Origin of the sequence: Erwinia phyllosphaerae, from assembly GCF_019132875.1 — a bacterium.
Classification (GTDB): domain Bacteria; phylum Pseudomonadota; class Gammaproteobacteria; order Enterobacterales; family Enterobacteriaceae; genus Erwinia; species Erwinia phyllosphaerae.
This window is the reverse complement of record NZ_JAHSPF010000008.1, coordinates 161,755-179,377: the sequence shown is the minus strand read 5'-3', so window position 1 is coordinate 179,377 and position 17,623 is coordinate 161,755. Positions and strand designations below refer to the sequence as shown.

Genomic DNA, 17,623 nt, shown 5'->3' with positions numbered 1-17,623 from the left:
TATGATCGACCGCGAAAAAACCGAAGCAATCGATTACGCAGCGGCAAATAAAAAAGGCCGGAACGTGCCGGCCTTGCGATTATTTGTTGAATGCCGCCTGAAGCACCGCCACCAGCGCATCGTTTTGCGACTGGGTCAGCGAGTGTCCTTTTGGATCCAGGAACTGCAGGCTGCTGCGGTTATCCAGGTCGCCGACCTGCAGCTTATATTTGCCGTTGGTCAGCTCAGGATCTTTCGCGCCAAGCTGGTCCCAGGTTTCGCTGGAAGGCTCACTGTAGGTCACGCTAAGGCTGCCCTGCGGACGGTTCTGATCGGTTACCTTCATACCTGCGCGTTCCAGCGCGGCCGGCAGACGCTGCCAGACGACGTTAAACGGCGCGCGTACAATCAGGTTCGGCAGGCCGGTATCATCCGCACCGCTCTGCACGTTGATCTGCGCCACGCTGCCTTTTGCCGCCGCGTTTTCACGCGTGGTTTCATTCTTGTCCAGGCCGCTGCTTAGCTCGTTAAGCATCTGCGCGGTATAGCGCTGCATCTGTACGGGTGAAGTAACGGCTTTGCCTTCCTGCTGCAGCTCCAGTAGCTTCACGGTCAGCGCCTGCTGATAGCCCTGCTGCTGTACGCTGATCTGGTAGCGGCCGCGATACTGATGATCTTCATCCGCACGGTTCCACTGTACCCAGTCGGTGGTCAGCGTCTGGCTGGCGTCGGTACGGCTGGCGATAGCATAGTTGCGTGCCTGCACGATATCTACCACCTGCGGCCACAGCGATCCGCTACGGTTATTGTCCAGCAGCAGCACACCTGAATTACCGGCAAACTGCGTGCGGGTGCCGTTCATCAGCGCCAGCGGCTGCGCCGGTGGACGAATGTCCAGCTGCTTGCCGATGGCGCCTTTGCTGCTGGCGGAAGGAATGTCGAAATCACCGTTTTGCAGCGGCAGGATCATACCGGCAGGCGCGTGCAGTTCGTTAACGTCCGCAGCCTGAAGGTAAGATTCGTCACCGCTGACCTGGCGCTTGTAGCGCTGGTCGCTTGAACATGCCGCCAGCAACATCACCAGCGACAGGCCAACCACTTTCGCGATTGCCGACTTTTGTACTGTGTAAGCCATTACTTCTCCCTAAATTTACAGCAGGCCTGCGTCTTTCAGTGCCTGCTCAACAACCGGACGACCGGCATCAGTCATCGGCGTCATCGGTAGACGCAGCGTATCGGTTGCAATTAATCCTAATTTTTTAGCCGCCCATTTTACCGGGACAGGATTAGGCTCAATAAATAGCTTCTGATGCAGATGCATCAAACGCTGGTTAAGGCGGCGAGCTTCCTGGAAGTTGCCCTGTTTGGCAAGCGCACAAAGCTCCACCATTTCACGCGCGGCGATGTTCGCCGTCACCGAGATAACGCCTTTGCCGCCCAACTGCATAAAGTCGAGGGCAGAAACGTCGTCACCGCTGACCAGCACGAAATCGTCATCAACCAGCTCTTGGATCTGGCTAACCCGCGATAAGTTCCCGGTCGCCTCTTTGATTCCGATAATATTTTTAATCTTCGCCAGGCGACCCACGGTTTCCGGCAGCATATCGCAGCCGGTGCGCGATGGCACATTGTAAAGCATTTGTGGCAGATCGGTACTTTCGGCGATGGCTTTAAAGTGTTGGTACAGGCCTTCCTGGGTAGGACGGTTGTAGTATGGTGTGACGGTCAGGCAACCTACTACGCCGCTGGTTTCGAAACGCCGCGTCAACGCGATGCCTTCCGCCGTGGCGTTAGCGCCGGTTCCGGCGATGATCGGTATGCGGCCATCGGCCAGCTCCAGCGTCATCATCACCACGTCGCCATGTTCATCATGGCTTAAGGTTGCCGACTCGCCCGTGGTTCCTACGGAGACAATTGCCGCCGTTCCGCTGGCAACATGATAATCAATCAGTTTTTTCAGACTTGCACGACAGACAGACCCTTTGTCATCCATCGGCGTAACGAGCGCAACTATACTTCCCGTAAACATTAGCCATCCCCTCCACAAACAAGTGCTTCATGGTACGTTTGTCCGTCGTGGAAAAGCAAGCGGGCAAGCCCGCCAGCCCCCTTGGCACAGGGTATTTTTTATGTTTACCTAAGAGTTATCACAATTGCTAATCACTACGACGGACAGGAAGCATTATTTTGCCGCAGTCAGAGCAACATCATCTGGTTATCACCGCGTTAGGCGTCGACCGTCCGGGGATAGTTAACACCATTACCCGTCACGTCAGCAGCTGCGACTGCAACATTGAAGACAGCCGTCTGGCGATGCTGGGCGACGAGTTCACCTTTATTATGCTGCTTTCCGGCAGCTGGAACGCTATTGCGCTGATTGAGTCGACGCTACCGCTGAAAGGGGCCGAGCTGGAACTGTTAATCGTCATGAAGCGCACGACCTTTCGCGAAAGACCGCCGATGCCCGCCACCGTTTGGGTACAGGTTGAAGTCACGGACTCCGCGCATATCATTGAACGCTTTACCGATCTCTTTGATTCACATCAGATGAATATTGCCGAACTGGTGTCGCGCACGCAGCCTGCGGCAGAAAATAAGCCATCCTTGCTCTATATTCAGATTACCGCTCACAGTCCTGCCAGTCAGGATGCTGCAATTATTGAGCAGGCGTTTAACAGCCTCTGTACAGAGTTACATGCACAAGGCACTATTAGCGTCGTCCAGTATCCACAGCACGATGAAAAAATGGAGAGTAGTGATGAATCCACTGAAAGCCGGCGATCTCGCACCCACATTTAGCTTGCCCGATCAGGATGGCGAGCAGGTAAACTTGACCGACTTCCAGGGACAGCGCGTTCTGGTTTATTTCTATCCGAAGGCGATGACGCCAGGCTGCACCGTTCAGGCGTGTGGTCTGCGTGACAGCATGGATGAGCTGAAAAAAGCTGGCGTGGAAGTCTTAGGCATCAGCACGGATAAGCAGGAAAAGCTGTCGCGATTTGTTGAAAAAGAAATGCTGAACTTCACTCTGCTTTCGGATGAAGATCACCAGGTCTGCGAGCAGTTTGGCATCTGGGGTGAGAAAACCTTTATGGGCAAAACCTATGACGGCATTCACCGCATCAGTTTTTTAATTGGCACCGACGGTAAGATTGAGAAAGTGTTCGACGATTTCAAAACCAGCAACCACCACGATATCGTGATGGACTACCTGAAGTCGGCGTAAAAATTTAACGGGCGGAACGCTTTCTTTTCGCCCGTATTAAACGACAGCCCTTATTCAAACGCTCTTTACCTGCCCTGCCTGCACGCTACCCTTTTAAAAATCGTCAGAATAAACACCCTGTAACCGCCCTCTTTTGCCTTAACCAAGCTGGCGGTAAATCTCCTGCGCGCTCTCTTCCAGCTGATGGCTTACCACTACCCGGTTACGGCCTGCATGTTTAGCGGCGTAAAGCGCATCGTCCGCCTGCTTGAAAATACGCTCAAGCGGCGTGTCATCGGCTTCCCACAGCGCCACGCCAATAGAAAGGGTGATGTGCCCGACCGGAATAATCTCCAGCTGCTCAATTTTTTTGCGCACGCGTTCCGCAATAACGGCCGCCATTTCACGATCGGCACCGGGCAGAATGATCAGAAACTCTTCGCCACCGTTGCGGCATACCACGTCCGTTTGTCGCGAACTTTTGCTCAGCTGCTGGGCCACGTTTTTAATAACGCTGTCGCCAACATCGTGTCCCCAGCTGTCGTTTACGCGCTTGAAGTGATCGATATCCAGCGCCAGCACGGAAAAAGACTGGCGGGTGGCAAGGAAATATTCCAGCACTGCATTCAGGCCGCGCCGGTTAAGCAGTGCCGTCATAGGATCAGTCTGTACTTCAAATTTCAGTCGGCCAATTTTATCCTGCAGCAGGCCGATGCCGGTCAGCATCGCACGCTTAATTTCTGCCGCTTCGTAATACCATGACTGAATGACGCCGATCTCTGTTGAAACGCCCGGCGCGTCCATCTGGCTGGCATTACGTGCCAGCTGCCCCAGCGGGCGGGCAATCAGACGCGCCACGCACCAGGCGAAAACCAGCGTTAACAGCGCAAACGGAATGGCGCGCTGCAAAACCTTCAGCATCAGGCTGCTGAGCGGCGTCAGCGTAGCTTTTGCCGGTTTCATGGCAACAATCATCCAGCCAGGCGTAGCAACAGTGGCGTAGCTCGCCAGCATTGTCGCGCCGTTGTTATCCTTGACCAGCTGATAACCACTTTTCTGCTTAACGCCGTTACCGATCGGTAGCGCAATTTTTTGACCAATCAGCGCGTTGTTTTCATGGTAAAGCACGCGGTTTTCGCTATCGACCACGTAAAGTGAAGAGCCATCGCGATAGAATTGCTCGCCCAGCAGTTCATTAAGAATGCTTTTTTTCTTCAGGTAAATGGTACCGCCAACAAAACCCAGATAGGTGCCGTCAGCAGCCCGGATGGGATAAGAAACAAACACCATCAGATTGTGGGCGACAGAAATCGAAGGCTGGCTGATAAGCGGCTTACGCTCTGTCAGCGCCTGACGAGTCGCATCAGTTGTCAGATGTATGCCTTTCAGCATCAGAGAATCAGGGGAAATTGCCCTGACCCAGCCGTTGGCATCCACCACCACCGTCGAGTTAAAGCTGCTGGTCTGCTCGCGCAGCCTTGCTACCTCGCTTTCCATTAATGCATCATTCTGCATATCCTGGCTCAGTGTTTTGGCGCTGTAAGCCAGCTGCGACCTGGCCAGCTCAAAAAACATTTCCGTGGTCGAGGCGAGTTTGGTGGCATAGACACGGTTCGATTCCAGCGTATTGGTTATCAGCACCTCCCGCTGTACCTGCCAGGTGGCGTACAGAGAGCTGGCCAGCGTGATCACAATGCTGGCGATGGCTAATAGCGTAATAAGCGTACGCAAATCCAACTTTGGCCGATGAAGCCTCATGGATTTACCTCGAGGAAACATTTCATAGATGTCGCTCTTATTTTAGGTGCGCGTTTAGTTTGCTGGTCGATCATGCCCTGGTGTTGCATGATTCAATAGTATGAGTATCGTCACGATTAAGAATAATCTTAGTGGTTTTAACTCAATTTTTTGTGGTCGGAGGTGTAGCCTGACGGGAAGCGGGCCGGCGGCCCGCTCTGAATCAAGAAAAGTTACATGGCGAGAAAAGCGTAGCCCTTGTTTTCCAGCGTAGAAACGGTAGTCGGGCTGGAGAGCGCATGGGTAACGGAGCTATCGATCCAGTCGTGCTGGAAATGGTGGAAAGCCACGGACTGATCGCAAACCGAAACGTCAACGCCCTTAGCGCGCAGTTCGCTAATCAGTTTCAGGTTCGGGTTATCAATGCCGAACATTTTCTTGTACTGCTCGTTATTCAGCATTGCTGGCGTACCGTCACCGGTTACCGAAACGACAAATTTAAGCTGATCCTGCGGAACGCCGGAGGCGATATATAAGTTCACCACGCGCGCTACTCGCTGCAGTCCTAAATTAGGATCGTTAGGACCATTTTCCGCTTTCGTAATCTGGAAAACAATTTTGTTGCTGTCGCCCTGTGCAGGCTTATAGGCCGCGTCCGCTTCGTAATGAATTTTACCGTAGCCGTCGATGGCCGGGGTGCTCCAGAATCCTTCCGGATCGGTTGGCTCGCTGCCAAAATGCTGGCTAACTTTATCAGCGATAGCGGGCGCAGCGGTAAAGCTCGCTCCGACAAAACCGGCAATCACAGCCACTAATACGTAGGATACCACTGGGCGCATTGTATGCTCTCCATGAAAAACAAAGAATTGAAAAGGTTAAAAAGGACTAGCTCGCTGCCCGTAAGCGGCAATGAGATTGGTGATACAGGTTGTAGAAAATATGACACCCTGTAAATAAGCTGTAATCTGTTTTCGAAACGGCGGCGCCAGCAAAAGTTTTAAAATAAACATCAGACTTTAATAAAAAAGCTGAAGATAAAAAATAATTAGATCCATTACATTAAAGTAAAAAACATCTTTTTATTGATTTGCGTTAGTGATAGCAGGGATCTTTAATTTTCACTGAATTTAATTTCAGTTAAGAATGGCATCAGGTTTTTAAGCCATGCTGGATAAATAAAGAAGAAAGCAGCCTGCGGCTTGCGCATATTGCCATCACCACAGAGCCGATTTTAGGAGTATGCTTAAACAAAATTTACGATACCTTCAGTTTTTTTGAATAAATTTACGCAATTTTACTCTACAACGGCGATTTGTCCGGGCAACGTAGCCTCTTTACCTTCATTTTTTTCGATAAGGTTACGCGGCAACTATTCATCCTGCAAAGCGTTTCCTTCCGTATGCCGGCTGGGTAAGATAGCCTGTAGACCGACCGCTTTGCCCGACAAACGAGGACGTCATCAAAATGGGATTTTGCATGATTAACCGATGGAAATACTGTGCTTTGGCTTCGCTTATTCTGCTTCCTGCGCTTGCCCTGTCGCCAGCAAAGGCTGACGTGAGCGATAACCTGCCGGATATCGGCACGACGGCAGGCAGTACGCTCTCTGTTAATCAGGAGCTGGCGATGGGCGATTTTTACGTCCGCCAGCTGCGGGCAAGCGCGCCGCTGATCAACGATCCGCTGCTGAATGACTATATCAATCAGCTGGGACAGCGGCTGGTCGCCCACGCCTGGTCGGTTAAAACACCTTTCCACTTTTTTCTGGTCAGCAATGATGAGCTGAACGCCTTCGCCTTTTTTGGCGGCAACGTGGTGCTGCATTCGGCTCTGTTTCGCTATACCGATAACGAAAGCCAGCTGGCATCCGTAATGGCGCACGAAATTTCCCACGTGACTCAACGCCATCTGGCCCGCGCCATGGAAGATCAGCAGCGTAACGCGCCGCTGACCTGGGTGGGCGCCTTAGGCTCCATTTTACTGGCGATGGCTAATCCGCAGGCCGGGATGGCGGCATTAAGCGGCACGCTGGCCGGTGCGCAGCAGGGCATCATCAGCTTTACCCAGCAGAACGAACAGGAAGCCGATCGTATTGGGATTCAGGTATTGCAGCGCGCCGGTTTCGACCCGCAGGCAATGCCCGACTTTTTGCAAAAGCTGGCGGACCAGTCGCGCTTTTCGTCAAAACCGCCGGAGATATTACTGACGCATCCCCTGCCGGATAGCCGCCTGTCGGATGCGCGCAACCGCGCCAGCCAGATGAAGCCCGTTGTGGTGCAATCTTCGCAGGATTTCTATATGGCAAAGGTTCGCGTGCTGGGCATGTACGCCACCGGCAGGAATCAGCTTAACGACGATCTGCTGGATAAGTTAAGTAAAGGCAACACTCGCGAGCAGACGGCAGCGCAGTATGGTAAAGCCGTGCAGTTTTTACAGGCAAAAAGCTATGACAACGCCCGCAAAATCATTGCCCCACTGCTGGCCGCACATCCCGATAACGTCTGGTATCTGGATCTGATGACCGATATTGATATTGGCCTGAAGCAACCTCAGCGCGCCGTAGCCTTGCTGGCGAACAGTAAAGTCAAAGCCAGCCCGGTGATCCAGCTTAATCTGGCCAACGCTTACGTAGAAGCAAAACAGCCAGCTAACGCCAGCAAAATTCTTTATCGCTACACGTGGGCAAATAAAGATGACCCTAACGGCTGGGATCTGCTGGCGCAGGCTTCTGCCGACCAGGGGCTAACCGATGAAGAAGAAGCCGCACGGGCAGAAAGCCTGGCGCTGAATGGCCAGCTGGACCAGGCCATCAGAAGCCTGAGCGACGCCAGCGCCGCCGTCACGCTGGGCAGCCTGAAGCAGGCTCGCTATGATGCGCGTATCGATCAGCTTCGCGCGCTACAACAGCGCTTCCGCCAGTATCAGAAAAAATAGGGAATGAATGGCAACCGTACAGATCTATCACAACCCACGCTGCTCAAAGAGCCGCGAGACGCTGGCCTTATTACACAGTAAAGGGATCGAACCGGAAGTAGTGCTTTATTTGCAAAATCCGCCGGATATCACCACGCTGAAAAACCTGCTGCGGCAGGCAGGATTTCATTCCGCCCGTGAGCTGATGCGAACCAAAGAAGAGCATTACAAAGCGCAAAATCTTGGTGATAAAACGCTTAGCGAAGAGCAGCTGCTGGCAGCGATGGCGGACAATCCAGCCCTGATCGAGCGGCCAATTGTGGTCGCTAACGGTAAGGCACGCCTGGGCCGACCACCGGAGCAGGTGCTGGAGATCCTTTAAAGATCCAGCGTCTCTTTTACGAAGGGAATGGTCAGCTTGCGCTGGGCGCTGATTGACGCGCGATCCAGCTTGTCCAGCGTGATAAACAGCGTGCGCATCTCACGATCCAGCCTTTTCAGCAGAAAGCGGCCTACGTCTTCCGGCAGCTCAAAGCCCCGCAGGCGCGAACGCAGCTGTAGCGCCTGCAGCTTGTCTTCGTCCGACAGCGGCTGCAAACGGTAGATCTGGCCCCAGTCAAGGCGAGAAGCCAGATCCGGCAGCTTCAGGTTTAGCTGGCGCGGTGGACGATCGCCCGTAATCAGCAGCTTGGTGCGGCCCGTTTCCAGAATGCGGTTATAGAGATCGAAGATCGCCATTTCCCACGGCTCGTCTCCGGCAACGCACTCAATATTATCAATACAGATCAGCGCCAGCTGCTCCATGCCGTCCAGCACTTCGGGCACGAACCATGTCCGCTTGTCCAGCGGCACGTAGCCTACGGCTTCGCCACGAGCGGAAAGCTCCGCACAGGCCGCGTGCAGCAGATGGCTGCGCCCGCCGCCTTCGCGCGACCAGAAATAGAGATAGCTGCCGTGTTCCTGCCGTAACGCGCCCTGTAGCGCGGCGACCAGCGACGGGTTCTCTCCCGACCAGAAGCTGGCGAAAGTTTCATCGTCTGGCAAATAGAGTGGCAATGACAGCTGTGCCGGAGTGTTCAGAAGCACCTCAATAATGGGTCGAAATCCGGCGGCAGTTTATCACAACTCTGACGGGATTATGAAACGGGCAGCAAGGCTGCCCGAAACTCACTGCGGATCGCGATCTTCCGGATCCAGCACAACCTCTTCGGGGCGGATCACCGAGATCAGCTTAAAGATCAGGCTGAGGCCAACGCCGACGATGGTAGCCAGCGCCATGCCTTTGAGTTCTGCCGCACCGATATGCACCGTCGCGCCGCTCACGCCAATAATCAGGATCACCGAGGTCAGGATCAGGTTTTGCGCCTTGTTATAATCCACTTTGGATTCAATCAGCACGCGTATCCCCGATGCGCCAATCACGCCATACAGCAGCAGCGAAACGCCGCCCATCACCGGCACGGGAACGGCCTGGATAGCGGCAGCCAGCTTGCCAACGCAGGAGAGTAAAATCGCCAGAATCGCCGCGCCGCCAATTACCCACGTGCTGTAAACACGGGTAATCGCCATTACGCCGATATTTTCACCATAGGTAGTATTTGGCGTTGAGCCAAACAGCCCCGAGAAGACGGTGGAGATACCGTTGGCAAACATAGAACGATGCAGGCCCGGATCTTTCAGCAGATCTTTTTTAACGATATTCGCCGTCACCACCAGATGACCAACGTGTTCGGCAATCACCACCAGCGCGGCGGGTAGAATGGTCAGCATGGCTGCCCATTCAAAGCGCGGCGTATAAAAAGTTGGCAGGGCAAACCACGGCGCGGCTTCCACCGTCGACCAGTTAACGATGCCCATAAAATAAGAGAGCGCGTAGCCGACCAGCACGCCGACCAGAATGGGGATAATCGCCAGAAAGCCGCGAAACAGCACGGAGCCAAATACCGTTACCGCCAGCGTCACCATCGAAATCAGGATGGTTTTGCTATCGGCCGCCGCGCCGTTGGCGGGCAGAAGTCCAGCCATGTTTGCCGCCACCCCAGCCAGTTCCAGCCCGATGACCGCCACGATCGCGCCCATCGCCGCTGGTGGAAACATTACGTCGAGCCAGCCCGTTCCGGCTTTCTTAACGATCAGCGCCACCACGCAAAACAGCACGCCACACAGGATAAAACCGCCCAGCGCCACTTCATAACCCAGCGGCAGCAGCAGCAGGACCGGCGAAATAAAAGCGAAGCTTGAACCCAGATAGGCCGGTATTTTTCCTTTGCAGATAAAAAGGTACAGCAGCGTGCCGATGCCGTTAAACAGCAGCACGGTCGCCGGATTTATATGAAACAAAATGGGCACCAGCACCGTCGCGCCAAACATGGCGAACAGATGCTGGAAGCTGAGTGGAATGGTTTGCAGCAGCGGTGGCCGCTCGCTTACGCCAATAGCGCGACGCGTCATGGTGAATTGCCCTCTGGTTTACACAATAAAAAACCGACTCTCTGGTCGGCTTATTTGCTCTCTATTTGGTTCCGAAAATCTTGTCGCCCGCGTCGCCGAGGCCAGGAATGATATAGCCTTTATCATTCAGTCCCTGATCGACAGATGCGGTGTACAGCTCCACGTCCGGATGCGCTTTTTCCAGCGCGGCAATGCCTTCCGGCGCGGCCACCAGCACCAGCACTTTAATGCTGGTACAGCCCGCTTTTTTCAGCAGGTCGATAGTGGCGATCATGGAGCCGCCGGTAGCCAGCATCGGGTCAACGACCAGCGCCATGCGCTCTTCAATATTGGAAACCAGCTTCTGGAAATAAGGCACCGGCTCCAGCGTTTCTTCGTCGCGGTATACGCCAACCACGCTGATGCGCGCGCTGGGGACGTGTTCCAGCACGCCTTCCATCATGCCAAGACCGGCGCGCAGGATAGGTACCACGGTAATTTTTTTGCCTTTGATCTGATCGATTTCCACCGGGCCATTCCAGCCTTCGATGGTGACTTTTTCCGTTTCTAAATCCGATGTGGCTTCATAAGTCAGCAGACTTCCCACTTCTGAAGCGAGCTCGCGAAAACGTTTGGTGCTCACGTCCTGCTCACGCATCAGGCCCAGTTTGTGTTTGACCAGCGGGTGTTTGACTTCCACGATCTTCATTGTTGTTCTCCCGGAATCTGTAGCAAAAAAAAATCGCGGGATTATAGCGCCATTTGGCAGCCAGTACCTATCACTTAATCCCACTTCTGGAAGATATTACGCAATGATAAGAATTGGCTAAAATTCATCTATCCGCAATGCACCGCTAAGATGGTGCTCGCAAACGTTTGCCTGCGCTGGTAGAATTGCCGCGCTTTATACCAACCACCAACCGCAAACCGCGTGGGGATTCGCAGTGACCGACAAAACCTCTCTCAGCTATAAAGACGCCGGCGTAGATATCGATGCTGGCAATGCTTTAGTCGACCGCATTAAAGGCGTAGTGAAAAAGACCCGCCGCCCGGAAGTTATGGGTGGACTGGGCGGTTTCGGTGCCCTTTGTGCACTGCCGCAAAAATACCGCGAACCGATTCTGGTTTCCGGCACTGACGGCGTCGGCACCAAGCTGCGTCTGGCGATGGATCTGAAGCGCCATGATGCCATCGGCATCGATCTGGTTGCCATGTGTGTGAACGATCTGGTGGTACAGGGCGCCGAGCCGCTGTTCTTCCTGGACTACTATGCGACCGGCAAGCTGGACGTGGATACGGCCGCCAGCGTAATTACCGGTATCGCAGAAGGCTGTTCACAGTCTGGCTGTGCGCTGGTTGGCGGTGAAACCGCCGAAATGCCGGGCATGTATCACGGCGAAGATTACGACGTGGCGGGTTTCTGCGTCGGCGTGGTGGAAAAATCAGAAATCATTGACGGCAGCAAAGTCAAAGATGGCGACGTGCTGATTGCGCTGGGTTCAAGCGGCCCGCACTCTAACGGCTACTCGCTGGTGCGTAAGATTCTGGAATTCAGCAACACGAATCCTGAAACCACTATGCTTGCGGGCAAATCTCTGGCCGATCATCTGCTGGCGCCAACCCGCATCTACGTGAAAAATATCCTGAGCCTGATTGAGCAGGTTGACGTACACGCTATCGCTCACCTGACCGGCGGTGGCTTCTGGGAAAACATTCCGCGCGTGCTGCCGGACAATACCCAGGCCGTTCTGTCCGAATCAAGCTGGCAGTGGCCGGAAGTATTTGGCTGGATGCAGGAAGCGGGCAACGTCAGCCGCTTTGAAATGTACCGTACCTTTAACTGCGGCGTCGGTATGGTGATTGCGCTGGACGCCAGCGAAGCGGATAAAGCCGTAGAGCTGATGACCGCCGCGGGCGAAAAAGCCTGGAAAATTGGCGTAATCAAGGCTTCCGATTCCGACGAGCGCGTGGTGATTAACGCATGAAGCGGCTCGTCGTGCTGGTATCCGGACAGGGAAGCAACCTCCAGGCTATTCTGGACGCCTGCCAGCAAGGACGAATCCACGGCAGCGTCGCTGCCGTATTCAGCAATAAAGCCGAAGCTTATGGACTGACGCGCGCGCGTGATGCAGGCGTGCCTGCCCATGTGCTGACCGCCGACCAGTTTGCCGACAGGGAATCTTTCGATCGCCAGCTGATGCTGGAAATTGACGCCTATGCGCCTGACCTGGTGATTCTGGCTGGCTATATGCGCATTCTCAGCGCCGCTTTTGTGGCCCGCTATGCGGGCCGCATGCTGAATATTCACCCTTCCCTGTTGCCCAAATATCCAGGGCTGCATACGCATCGCCAGGCGATTGAAAACGGCGACGAAGAACACGGTACGTCGGTGCATTTCGTTACCGAAGAGCTGGACGGCGGCCCGGTGATTTTGCAGGCCAAAGTTCCGGTTTTTGCGGGTGATACGGAAGAGGACGTAACGGCGCGCGTGCAGCATCAGGAGCACGCTATCTATCCGCTGGTCGTCAGCTGGTTTGTGGATGGCCGAGTGAAAATGCAGGATGGCGCGGCCTGGCTGGATAATCAGCCGCTACCGCCGGAAGGCTACGCCGGGAACTGAACCCGGATTCTCATAATAAAACCGCTTTGATTAGCGGTTTTATTTTTTATAAGCGCCCTGCTTTCTTCTCTCGCCTGCAAATTTTTCCCGTCGTGTTGAGGCATGCAAAAGCATTAACCATAGCGCCCGGTAATATAATCTTCGGTACGGCGCTGGCGCGGCGCGGTAAAAATCCTGTCTGTTTCATCAAATTCCACCACGCTGCCCTGATGCATAAACGCGGTAAAATCTGAGACGCGCGCGGCCTGCTGCATATTGTGCGTGACCAGCACCAGCGTGAAGTGTTGCTTAAGGGTGCTCATCAGCTCTTCAATCACCAGCGTACCGATGGGGTCGAGCGCCGAAGTAGGCTCGTCCAACAGTAAGATCTCCGGTTCGATGGCTATCGCTCTGGCAATCACCAGCCGCTGCTGCTGGCCGCTGGAGAGCGTTAAGGCGTTCTGCCAGAGATTGTTTTTTACCTCCGGCCAGAGCGCCGCCGCCCGCAGTGCGCTTTCTACCGCCTCATCCAGCACTCGCCTGTCGCGAACGCCCTGTAAACGCAGGCCGTACACTACGTTCTCATAGATAGTCTTGGGAAAAGGGTTAGGACGCTGAAACACCATGCCGATGCGCCTGCGCAGCGCCGCCAGATCTTCCTTACCGCTCAGGATTGACTGCTGATGCAGGCGAATATCGCCCGCGATGCGGCAGCCTGCAATAGGATCGTTCATCCGGTTAAAACAGCGCAGCAGCGTCGATTTTCCACAGCCGGATGGCCCAATCAGCGCGGTAATACGGTTTTTCGGCACGCGCAGCTGGATAGCATTCAGCGCCTGCTTTTCGCCATACCATAATGACAGGTCATCTACCTCAAGCGCGGTTTCCAGCTTGTTCGGCATTACGCTTTTCTCCATTAATTTATCAGCGCGCGATAACGTTCCCGCAGCCGATGGCGTAGCACCATCGCCAGCAGGTTTAACGCCAGAATAATCAGCACCAGCAGCAGCGCCGTGGCAAAAACCAACGGTCGGTCTGCCTGGGAGTTGGGGTTCTGAAAGGCCAAATCGTAAATCTGGAAGCCAAGATGCATAAATTTACGATCGAGATGCAGATAAGGGAATATCGTATCGACAGGCAGTTCCGGCACCATTTTTACTACGCCAACCAGCATCAGCGGCGCGGTTTCGCCCGCCGCACGGGCAACGGCAAGGATCAGGCCGGTCAGCATAGCCGGAATCGAAAGCGGTAACACCACGTGCCACAGCGTTTCCGCCTGGGTCGCGCCCAGCGCCATGCTGCCCTGACGCAACGATTGTGGAATGCGGGACAGGCCCTCTTCCGTAGCGACAATCACCACCGGCAGCGTGAGCAATGCCAGCGTCAAAGAGGCCCAAAGCAGGCCTGGCGTGCCGAAAGTGGGATCGGGCAGCGATTGCGCAAAGAAGATCTTATCCAGGCTACCGCCCACCAGCCAGACAAAGAACCCCAGGCCAAAGACCCCATAAACGATGGAGGGGACGCCGGCAAGGTTAACGACCGCGATGCGCACCAGGCGCGTCAGCAGGCTGTTTCCCGCATACTCATGCAGCCAGATAGCCGCCACCACGCCAAGCGGCATAACCACCACAGACATTAACAGAACCATTAGCACCGTGCCGAAAATGGCGGGAAATACGCCGTCTTCGCCCAGGCTACCGCCGGAAAAGCCGCTGACAAAATGCCACAGCTGATGACCGAAATGACGCCATTTTTCACCATAGCTCATGGCGTTAGGATACCAGGCCGCCACAATGCGGCTAAGCGGAATCAGATGCTGCTGGCCGGTCACGTCGCGTAAAACCAGCGAGGTATTCTCATTTTCGCGCGTTAGCTCGCCAAGCGCCTGCGCCTGCTGGCGAAACTGTCGCTGCAGTTCCGCACGGTCTGCCTGATAGATGCTTTGCGCCTGAGCCGCGTACTGCTGCTCGTGTTGTAAACGCTGTCGCCTGCGATCCAGCTGTTCCATCTCGTCATTGAGCTGCGCCATCGCCACGCGCCGGATCTTCTCGGCCTGCCGCTGGCGTTCGCGCGTGGCTTTGATGCGTTGCTGGAGTTCCCGCATCATATTAGTCGCTATCAGCGGCTGACCGTTTTCGCGCAGGCCATCGAACCAACCGTAAGCGATACCGCCCACGCGGCGCTGTAGCGCAATAATGCCGGTTGGCCGCGTTGAGGAAACAATTTCGCTGCTCAACAGATAGTGAAAATCGGCGTCGCTAAAATCCCGGTTGCCGGTTTTGACCAGGTAGCGCGTTACCTGTGCCGGTAGGTTGTCGGGCAGTGCCGCACCGCTGGCCTGCAAACGCTGGCGGGAAAGGAGCTGCGAACTGGTGACCTCGCCCAGCACCAGCTGCTGCGCCCCGCTTACCTTAAACAGCGTTACCGGCTGCGGCCAGAAATAGCGCATCCCCTGCCAGGCGAGCAGCGTAATTAACAGTAAAAAGGCCAGCAGGCTCAGCGCCACGGCCCCTGCGGTTAGCCATCGCCAGCGATGGTTACGGGCTGCGTTCATTACTGCATTTCCTGTTGGCTAAAGCGTTGACGCAGCCGTTGACGTACCAGCTCGGCCAGCGTGTTGACCACCAGCGTAAACACCAGCAGCACCAGCGCGCTAAGGAACAGCACGCGATAGTGCCCGCTGCCTGCTGCGGCTTCCGGCATTTCAATCGCCACGTTGGCGGAGAGCGTACGGATCCCCTGTAGCAGGCCGCCTTCCGTAACCGGCGTATTGCTTGTGGCCATCAGCACTATCATGGTTTCTCCTATCGCCCGGCCAAATCCGATCATCAGCGCGGCAAAGATCCCGGCGGAGGCTCCCGGCAACACCACGCGAATTAAGGTCTGCCACTGCGTGGCGCCCAGGGCCAGCGATCCTTGCCCCAGCGAAGGCGGAACGCTGAAAATGGCATCTTCCGCAAGGGTAAAAATCAGCGGCACCAGCGCAAAGCCCATCGCTACGCTTGCTATCAGCAGGTTACGCTGCTGGTAGCCACCGCACAGGTTTTCCAGCAGGCTAACGCCGAAAACGCGGTTTTCCAGCATGGGCAATAGCCAGACACAGCACAGCGTAACCAGCAGCAGTACCGGTAACAATATCCAGATTTCGCGGCCTTCATCGCACAGCCGTTTGCGCCATTTTTCCGGTAGCCTTTGCGAACTCCAGCTGCACAGCAGCAGCGTGGCCGCCAGCGCCAGCGGCCAGAGCACAACCCCAACCAGCCTCTCTGCCAGCTGTGGTGCCAGCCATAGTCCGGCAATCAGCCCAATCACCACGCTGGGCAGCGCGCCCATCATCTCTATAGCCGGTTTGACCCAGCGCCGCAGCCCCGGTGCCATAAACCACGCCGTATACATCGCGGCAGCCAGCGCCAGCGGCGTAGCAAACAGCATTGCCAGCCCGGCCGCCTTCAGCGTACCGACCACCATCGGCACCAGGCTAAATTTCCCCTGGTAGTCGTCGTTGGCCGAGGTGGACTGCCAGACGTAATCCGCTTTCGGGTAGTGTTCATACCAGACTTTCTGCCAGAGGCTTTGCCAGCTGATGTCAGGCCATGGATTGGTGAGCCGGTAGTGTTGCCAGCCGCCCTGCCGCTCCACCAGCAAGCCATCGCCGCCCGGTGCAAAAGCCGCATTCAGCACGCCAGGCTCAAGCTGGCGGTGCAGCACCACGCCTTTCTGCTTGCTGGCGAACAGCTGCAAATCGCCGTTGGCGCTTAACGTGGCAAACACGCGACGGTGCGCTTCGCTTAGCAGCAGAAGCTCGTTGCGGGCACGATCGAAATGGCGAATAAAATTCAGATGCGGACCGGTCGAGCTGGCAATATCGAACCACTGCGCGATGCCGTCGTGGCTGGCCACCAGTAGCGTACTACCGCCATTAAGCTGCGCGATGCGCTCCGGCTGCTGTAAGAAAGTATGGGATTCACGCAGCGTCAACCCGCTGTCGGTGATACGCCAGACGCGAAGAATATTCTTTGCAAGGCCGTACAGCAGCTTGCCATCGGGCGAAATCAGCAGCTGATTAACGTTCGCCACCTCCAGACTAAAGCTGACCGGTGCCCGGGAGGGTTGCAGACGAAATAGCGTGACGCGTGTCGGGCTGGCTTCGGCTGCCAGCCAGCGGCTTTCCGTCGGCTGTGCCAGACTGATTACTCTGGCGTCAGGATCGTCAGCCAGCGGCGTGTCGCCCAGCGGCAATGTCCAGTGTGGCAAGGTTCGGCTAAAGTCCGGCTGCACCAGCGTCAGGCCCGCCGCGCTTTTCAGCAGCACGCTGTTATTATCCGGTGAGGTAGCGACGCTGAACGTCCCCTGCGCCACCTGTAATCCTTCCGTTGACGCCTTGCCGTTCAGCGGTATAAAGGCAGCCAGCCCCTGGTTATCAATTCGCCAGCCCCATTGCTGTTTTGCATCCATGCCCATCACGACGGCCGGCTGGTTCTGATTTAAAACGATGCGGGTGCCGCTGCCGATGGATGGCGAAGAAAAGAGCGGGACAACGACCCAGATCAGCCAGATAAACAGCAGCAGCATCACTAACAAAATAGCCAGGCCGCACGCCATAACGACGCGTCGTGTCAGCCGGTCAATAAACTGTCGCCGCCGATCGTTGTAGTGTGCAGGAATGGGAATTGGATTCATGCCAGGGTTCGTTTTAGAGTACGCAAGCGCCTTATGTTGCCCGTATGTGATTCATAAGACAATCAACATTGTCCATAGAC

General features: G+C 55.3%; 16 protein-coding genes. 6 read left to right on the top strand and 10 right to left on the bottom strand.

The window, feature by feature from the left end:
• Positions 1-79: 79 nt before the first annotated feature.
• Both bamC and dapA read right to left on the bottom strand, forming a co-directional pair.
• Positions 80-1,114, bottom strand: a complete 1,035-nt coding sequence (gene bamC, locus KUE00_RS15295; RefSeq protein WP_246760751.1) for an outer membrane protein assembly factor BamC — start codon at positions 1,112-1,114, stop codon at positions 80-82.
• Positions 1,115-1,129: 15 nt separating this feature from the next.
• Entirely contained in the window at positions 1,130-2,008 is an 879-nt protein-coding gene (gene dapA, locus KUE00_RS15290; protein ID WP_246760750.1) for a 4-hydroxy-tetrahydrodipicolinate synthase, read from the bottom strand.
• A 158-nt stretch (positions 2,009-2,166) separates the two neighbouring features.
• Between dapA and KUE00_RS15285 the strand changes: the two genes are divergently transcribed.
• Both KUE00_RS15285 and bcp read left to right on the top strand, forming a co-directional pair.
• Positions 2,167-2,778 carry a glycine cleavage system transcriptional repressor gene (locus tag KUE00_RS15285; protein WP_246760749.1) on the top strand — a complete coding sequence of 204 codons (612 nt, stop codon included), beginning with the start codon at positions 2,167-2,169 and terminating at the stop codon, positions 2,776-2,778.
• On the top strand, positions 2,738-3,205 hold the full coding sequence (gene bcp, locus KUE00_RS15280; protein WP_246760748.1) for a thioredoxin-dependent thiol peroxidase: 468 nt from the start codon (positions 2,738-2,740) through the stop codon (positions 3,203-3,205). The genes KUE00_RS15285 and bcp overlap by 41 nt, the downstream gene beginning before the upstream one ends.
• 138 nt (positions 3,206-3,343) lie before the next feature.
• Here bcp and KUE00_RS15275 read toward each other — a convergent pair whose 3' ends face one another.
• Together KUE00_RS15275 and KUE00_RS15270 are read right to left on the bottom strand one after the other, a co-directional pair.
• Complete coding sequence (locus KUE00_RS15275) at positions 3,344-4,942, bottom strand: sensor domain-containing diguanylate cyclase (RefSeq protein ID WP_246760747.1); 1,599 nt, start codon at positions 4,940-4,942, stop codon at positions 3,344-3,346.
• A 212-nt stretch (positions 4,943-5,154) separates the two neighbouring features.
• The gene (locus KUE00_RS15270) at positions 5,155-5,760 is read right to left on the bottom strand and encodes a DsrE family protein (protein ID WP_246760746.1); all 606 of its coding nucleotides are present in this window, start codon (positions 5,758-5,760) and stop codon (positions 5,155-5,157) included.
• 637 nt (positions 5,761-6,397) lie between these two features.
• On the opposite strand from KUE00_RS15270, the gene bepA reads away from it, so the two are divergent.
• Positions 6,398-7,855: a beta-barrel assembly-enhancing protease gene (gene bepA, locus KUE00_RS15265; protein WP_246760745.1), complete on the top strand. Its 1,458-nt coding sequence runs from the start codon at positions 6,398-6,400 to the stop codon at positions 7,853-7,855.
• A 7-nt stretch (positions 7,856-7,862) separates the two neighbouring features.
• Positions 7,863-8,216, top strand: coding sequence for an arsenate reductase (glutaredoxin) (gene arsC, locus KUE00_RS15260; protein ID WP_246760744.1), 354 nt, complete (start codon positions 7,863-7,865; stop codon positions 8,214-8,216).
• Here arsC and hda read toward each other — a convergent pair.
• The 3 genes from hda to upp form a co-directional block, all read right to left on the bottom strand.
• A complete protein-coding gene (hda, locus tag KUE00_RS15255; RefSeq protein ID WP_246760797.1) occupies positions 8,213-8,914 on the bottom strand; it encodes a DnaA inactivator Hda in 702 nt (233 codons plus the stop codon). The two genes, arsC and hda, sit on opposite strands and share 4 nt — an antisense overlap.
• Before the next feature lie 87 nt (positions 8,915-9,001).
• Positions 9,002-10,285, bottom strand: a complete 1,284-nt coding sequence (gene uraA, locus KUE00_RS15250; protein WP_246760743.1) for a uracil permease — start codon at positions 10,283-10,285, stop codon at positions 9,002-9,004.
• A 61-nt stretch (positions 10,286-10,346) separates the two neighbouring features.
• Positions 10,347-10,973 carry a uracil phosphoribosyltransferase gene (gene upp, locus KUE00_RS15245; RefSeq protein ID WP_246760742.1) on the bottom strand — a complete coding sequence of 209 codons (627 nt, stop codon included), beginning with the start codon at positions 10,971-10,973 and terminating at the stop codon, positions 10,347-10,349.
• Between the two features lie 235 nt (positions 10,974-11,208).
• On the opposite strand from upp, the gene purM reads away from it, so the two are divergent.
• Positions 11,209-12,249, top strand: coding sequence for a phosphoribosylformylglycinamidine cyclo-ligase (gene purM / locus KUE00_RS15240; RefSeq protein WP_246760741.1), 1,041 nt, complete (start codon positions 11,209-11,211; stop codon positions 12,247-12,249).
• On the top strand, positions 12,246-12,884 hold the full coding sequence (gene purN / locus KUE00_RS15235; protein ID WP_246760740.1) for a phosphoribosylglycinamide formyltransferase: 639 nt from the start codon (positions 12,246-12,248) through the stop codon (positions 12,882-12,884). Before purM ends, purN begins: the two co-directional genes overlap by 4 nt.
• 113 nt (positions 12,885-12,997) lie before the next feature.
• Here the strand turns inward: purN and pstB are convergent, their stop codons facing one another.
• From pstB to KUE00_RS15220, 3 genes are read right to left on the bottom strand one after another with little or no spacing between them, the layout of a single operon-like run.
• On the bottom strand, positions 12,998-13,765 hold the full coding sequence (gene pstB / locus KUE00_RS15230; RefSeq protein WP_246760739.1) for a phosphate ABC transporter ATP-binding protein PstB: 768 nt from the start codon (positions 13,763-13,765) through the stop codon (positions 12,998-13,000).
• A 14-nt stretch (positions 13,766-13,779) separates the two neighbouring features.
• The gene (gene pstA, locus KUE00_RS15225) at positions 13,780-15,417 is read right to left on the bottom strand and encodes a phosphate ABC transporter permease PstA (protein WP_246760738.1); all 1,638 of its coding nucleotides are present in this window, start codon (positions 15,415-15,417) and stop codon (positions 13,780-13,782) included.
• Positions 15,417-17,543, bottom strand: coding sequence for an ABC transporter permease subunit (locus KUE00_RS15220; RefSeq protein WP_246760737.1), 2,127 nt, complete (start codon positions 17,541-17,543; stop codon positions 15,417-15,419). The genes pstA and KUE00_RS15220 overlap by 1 nt, the downstream gene beginning before the upstream one ends.
• Between the last annotated feature and the right edge of the window lie 80 nt (positions 17,544-17,623).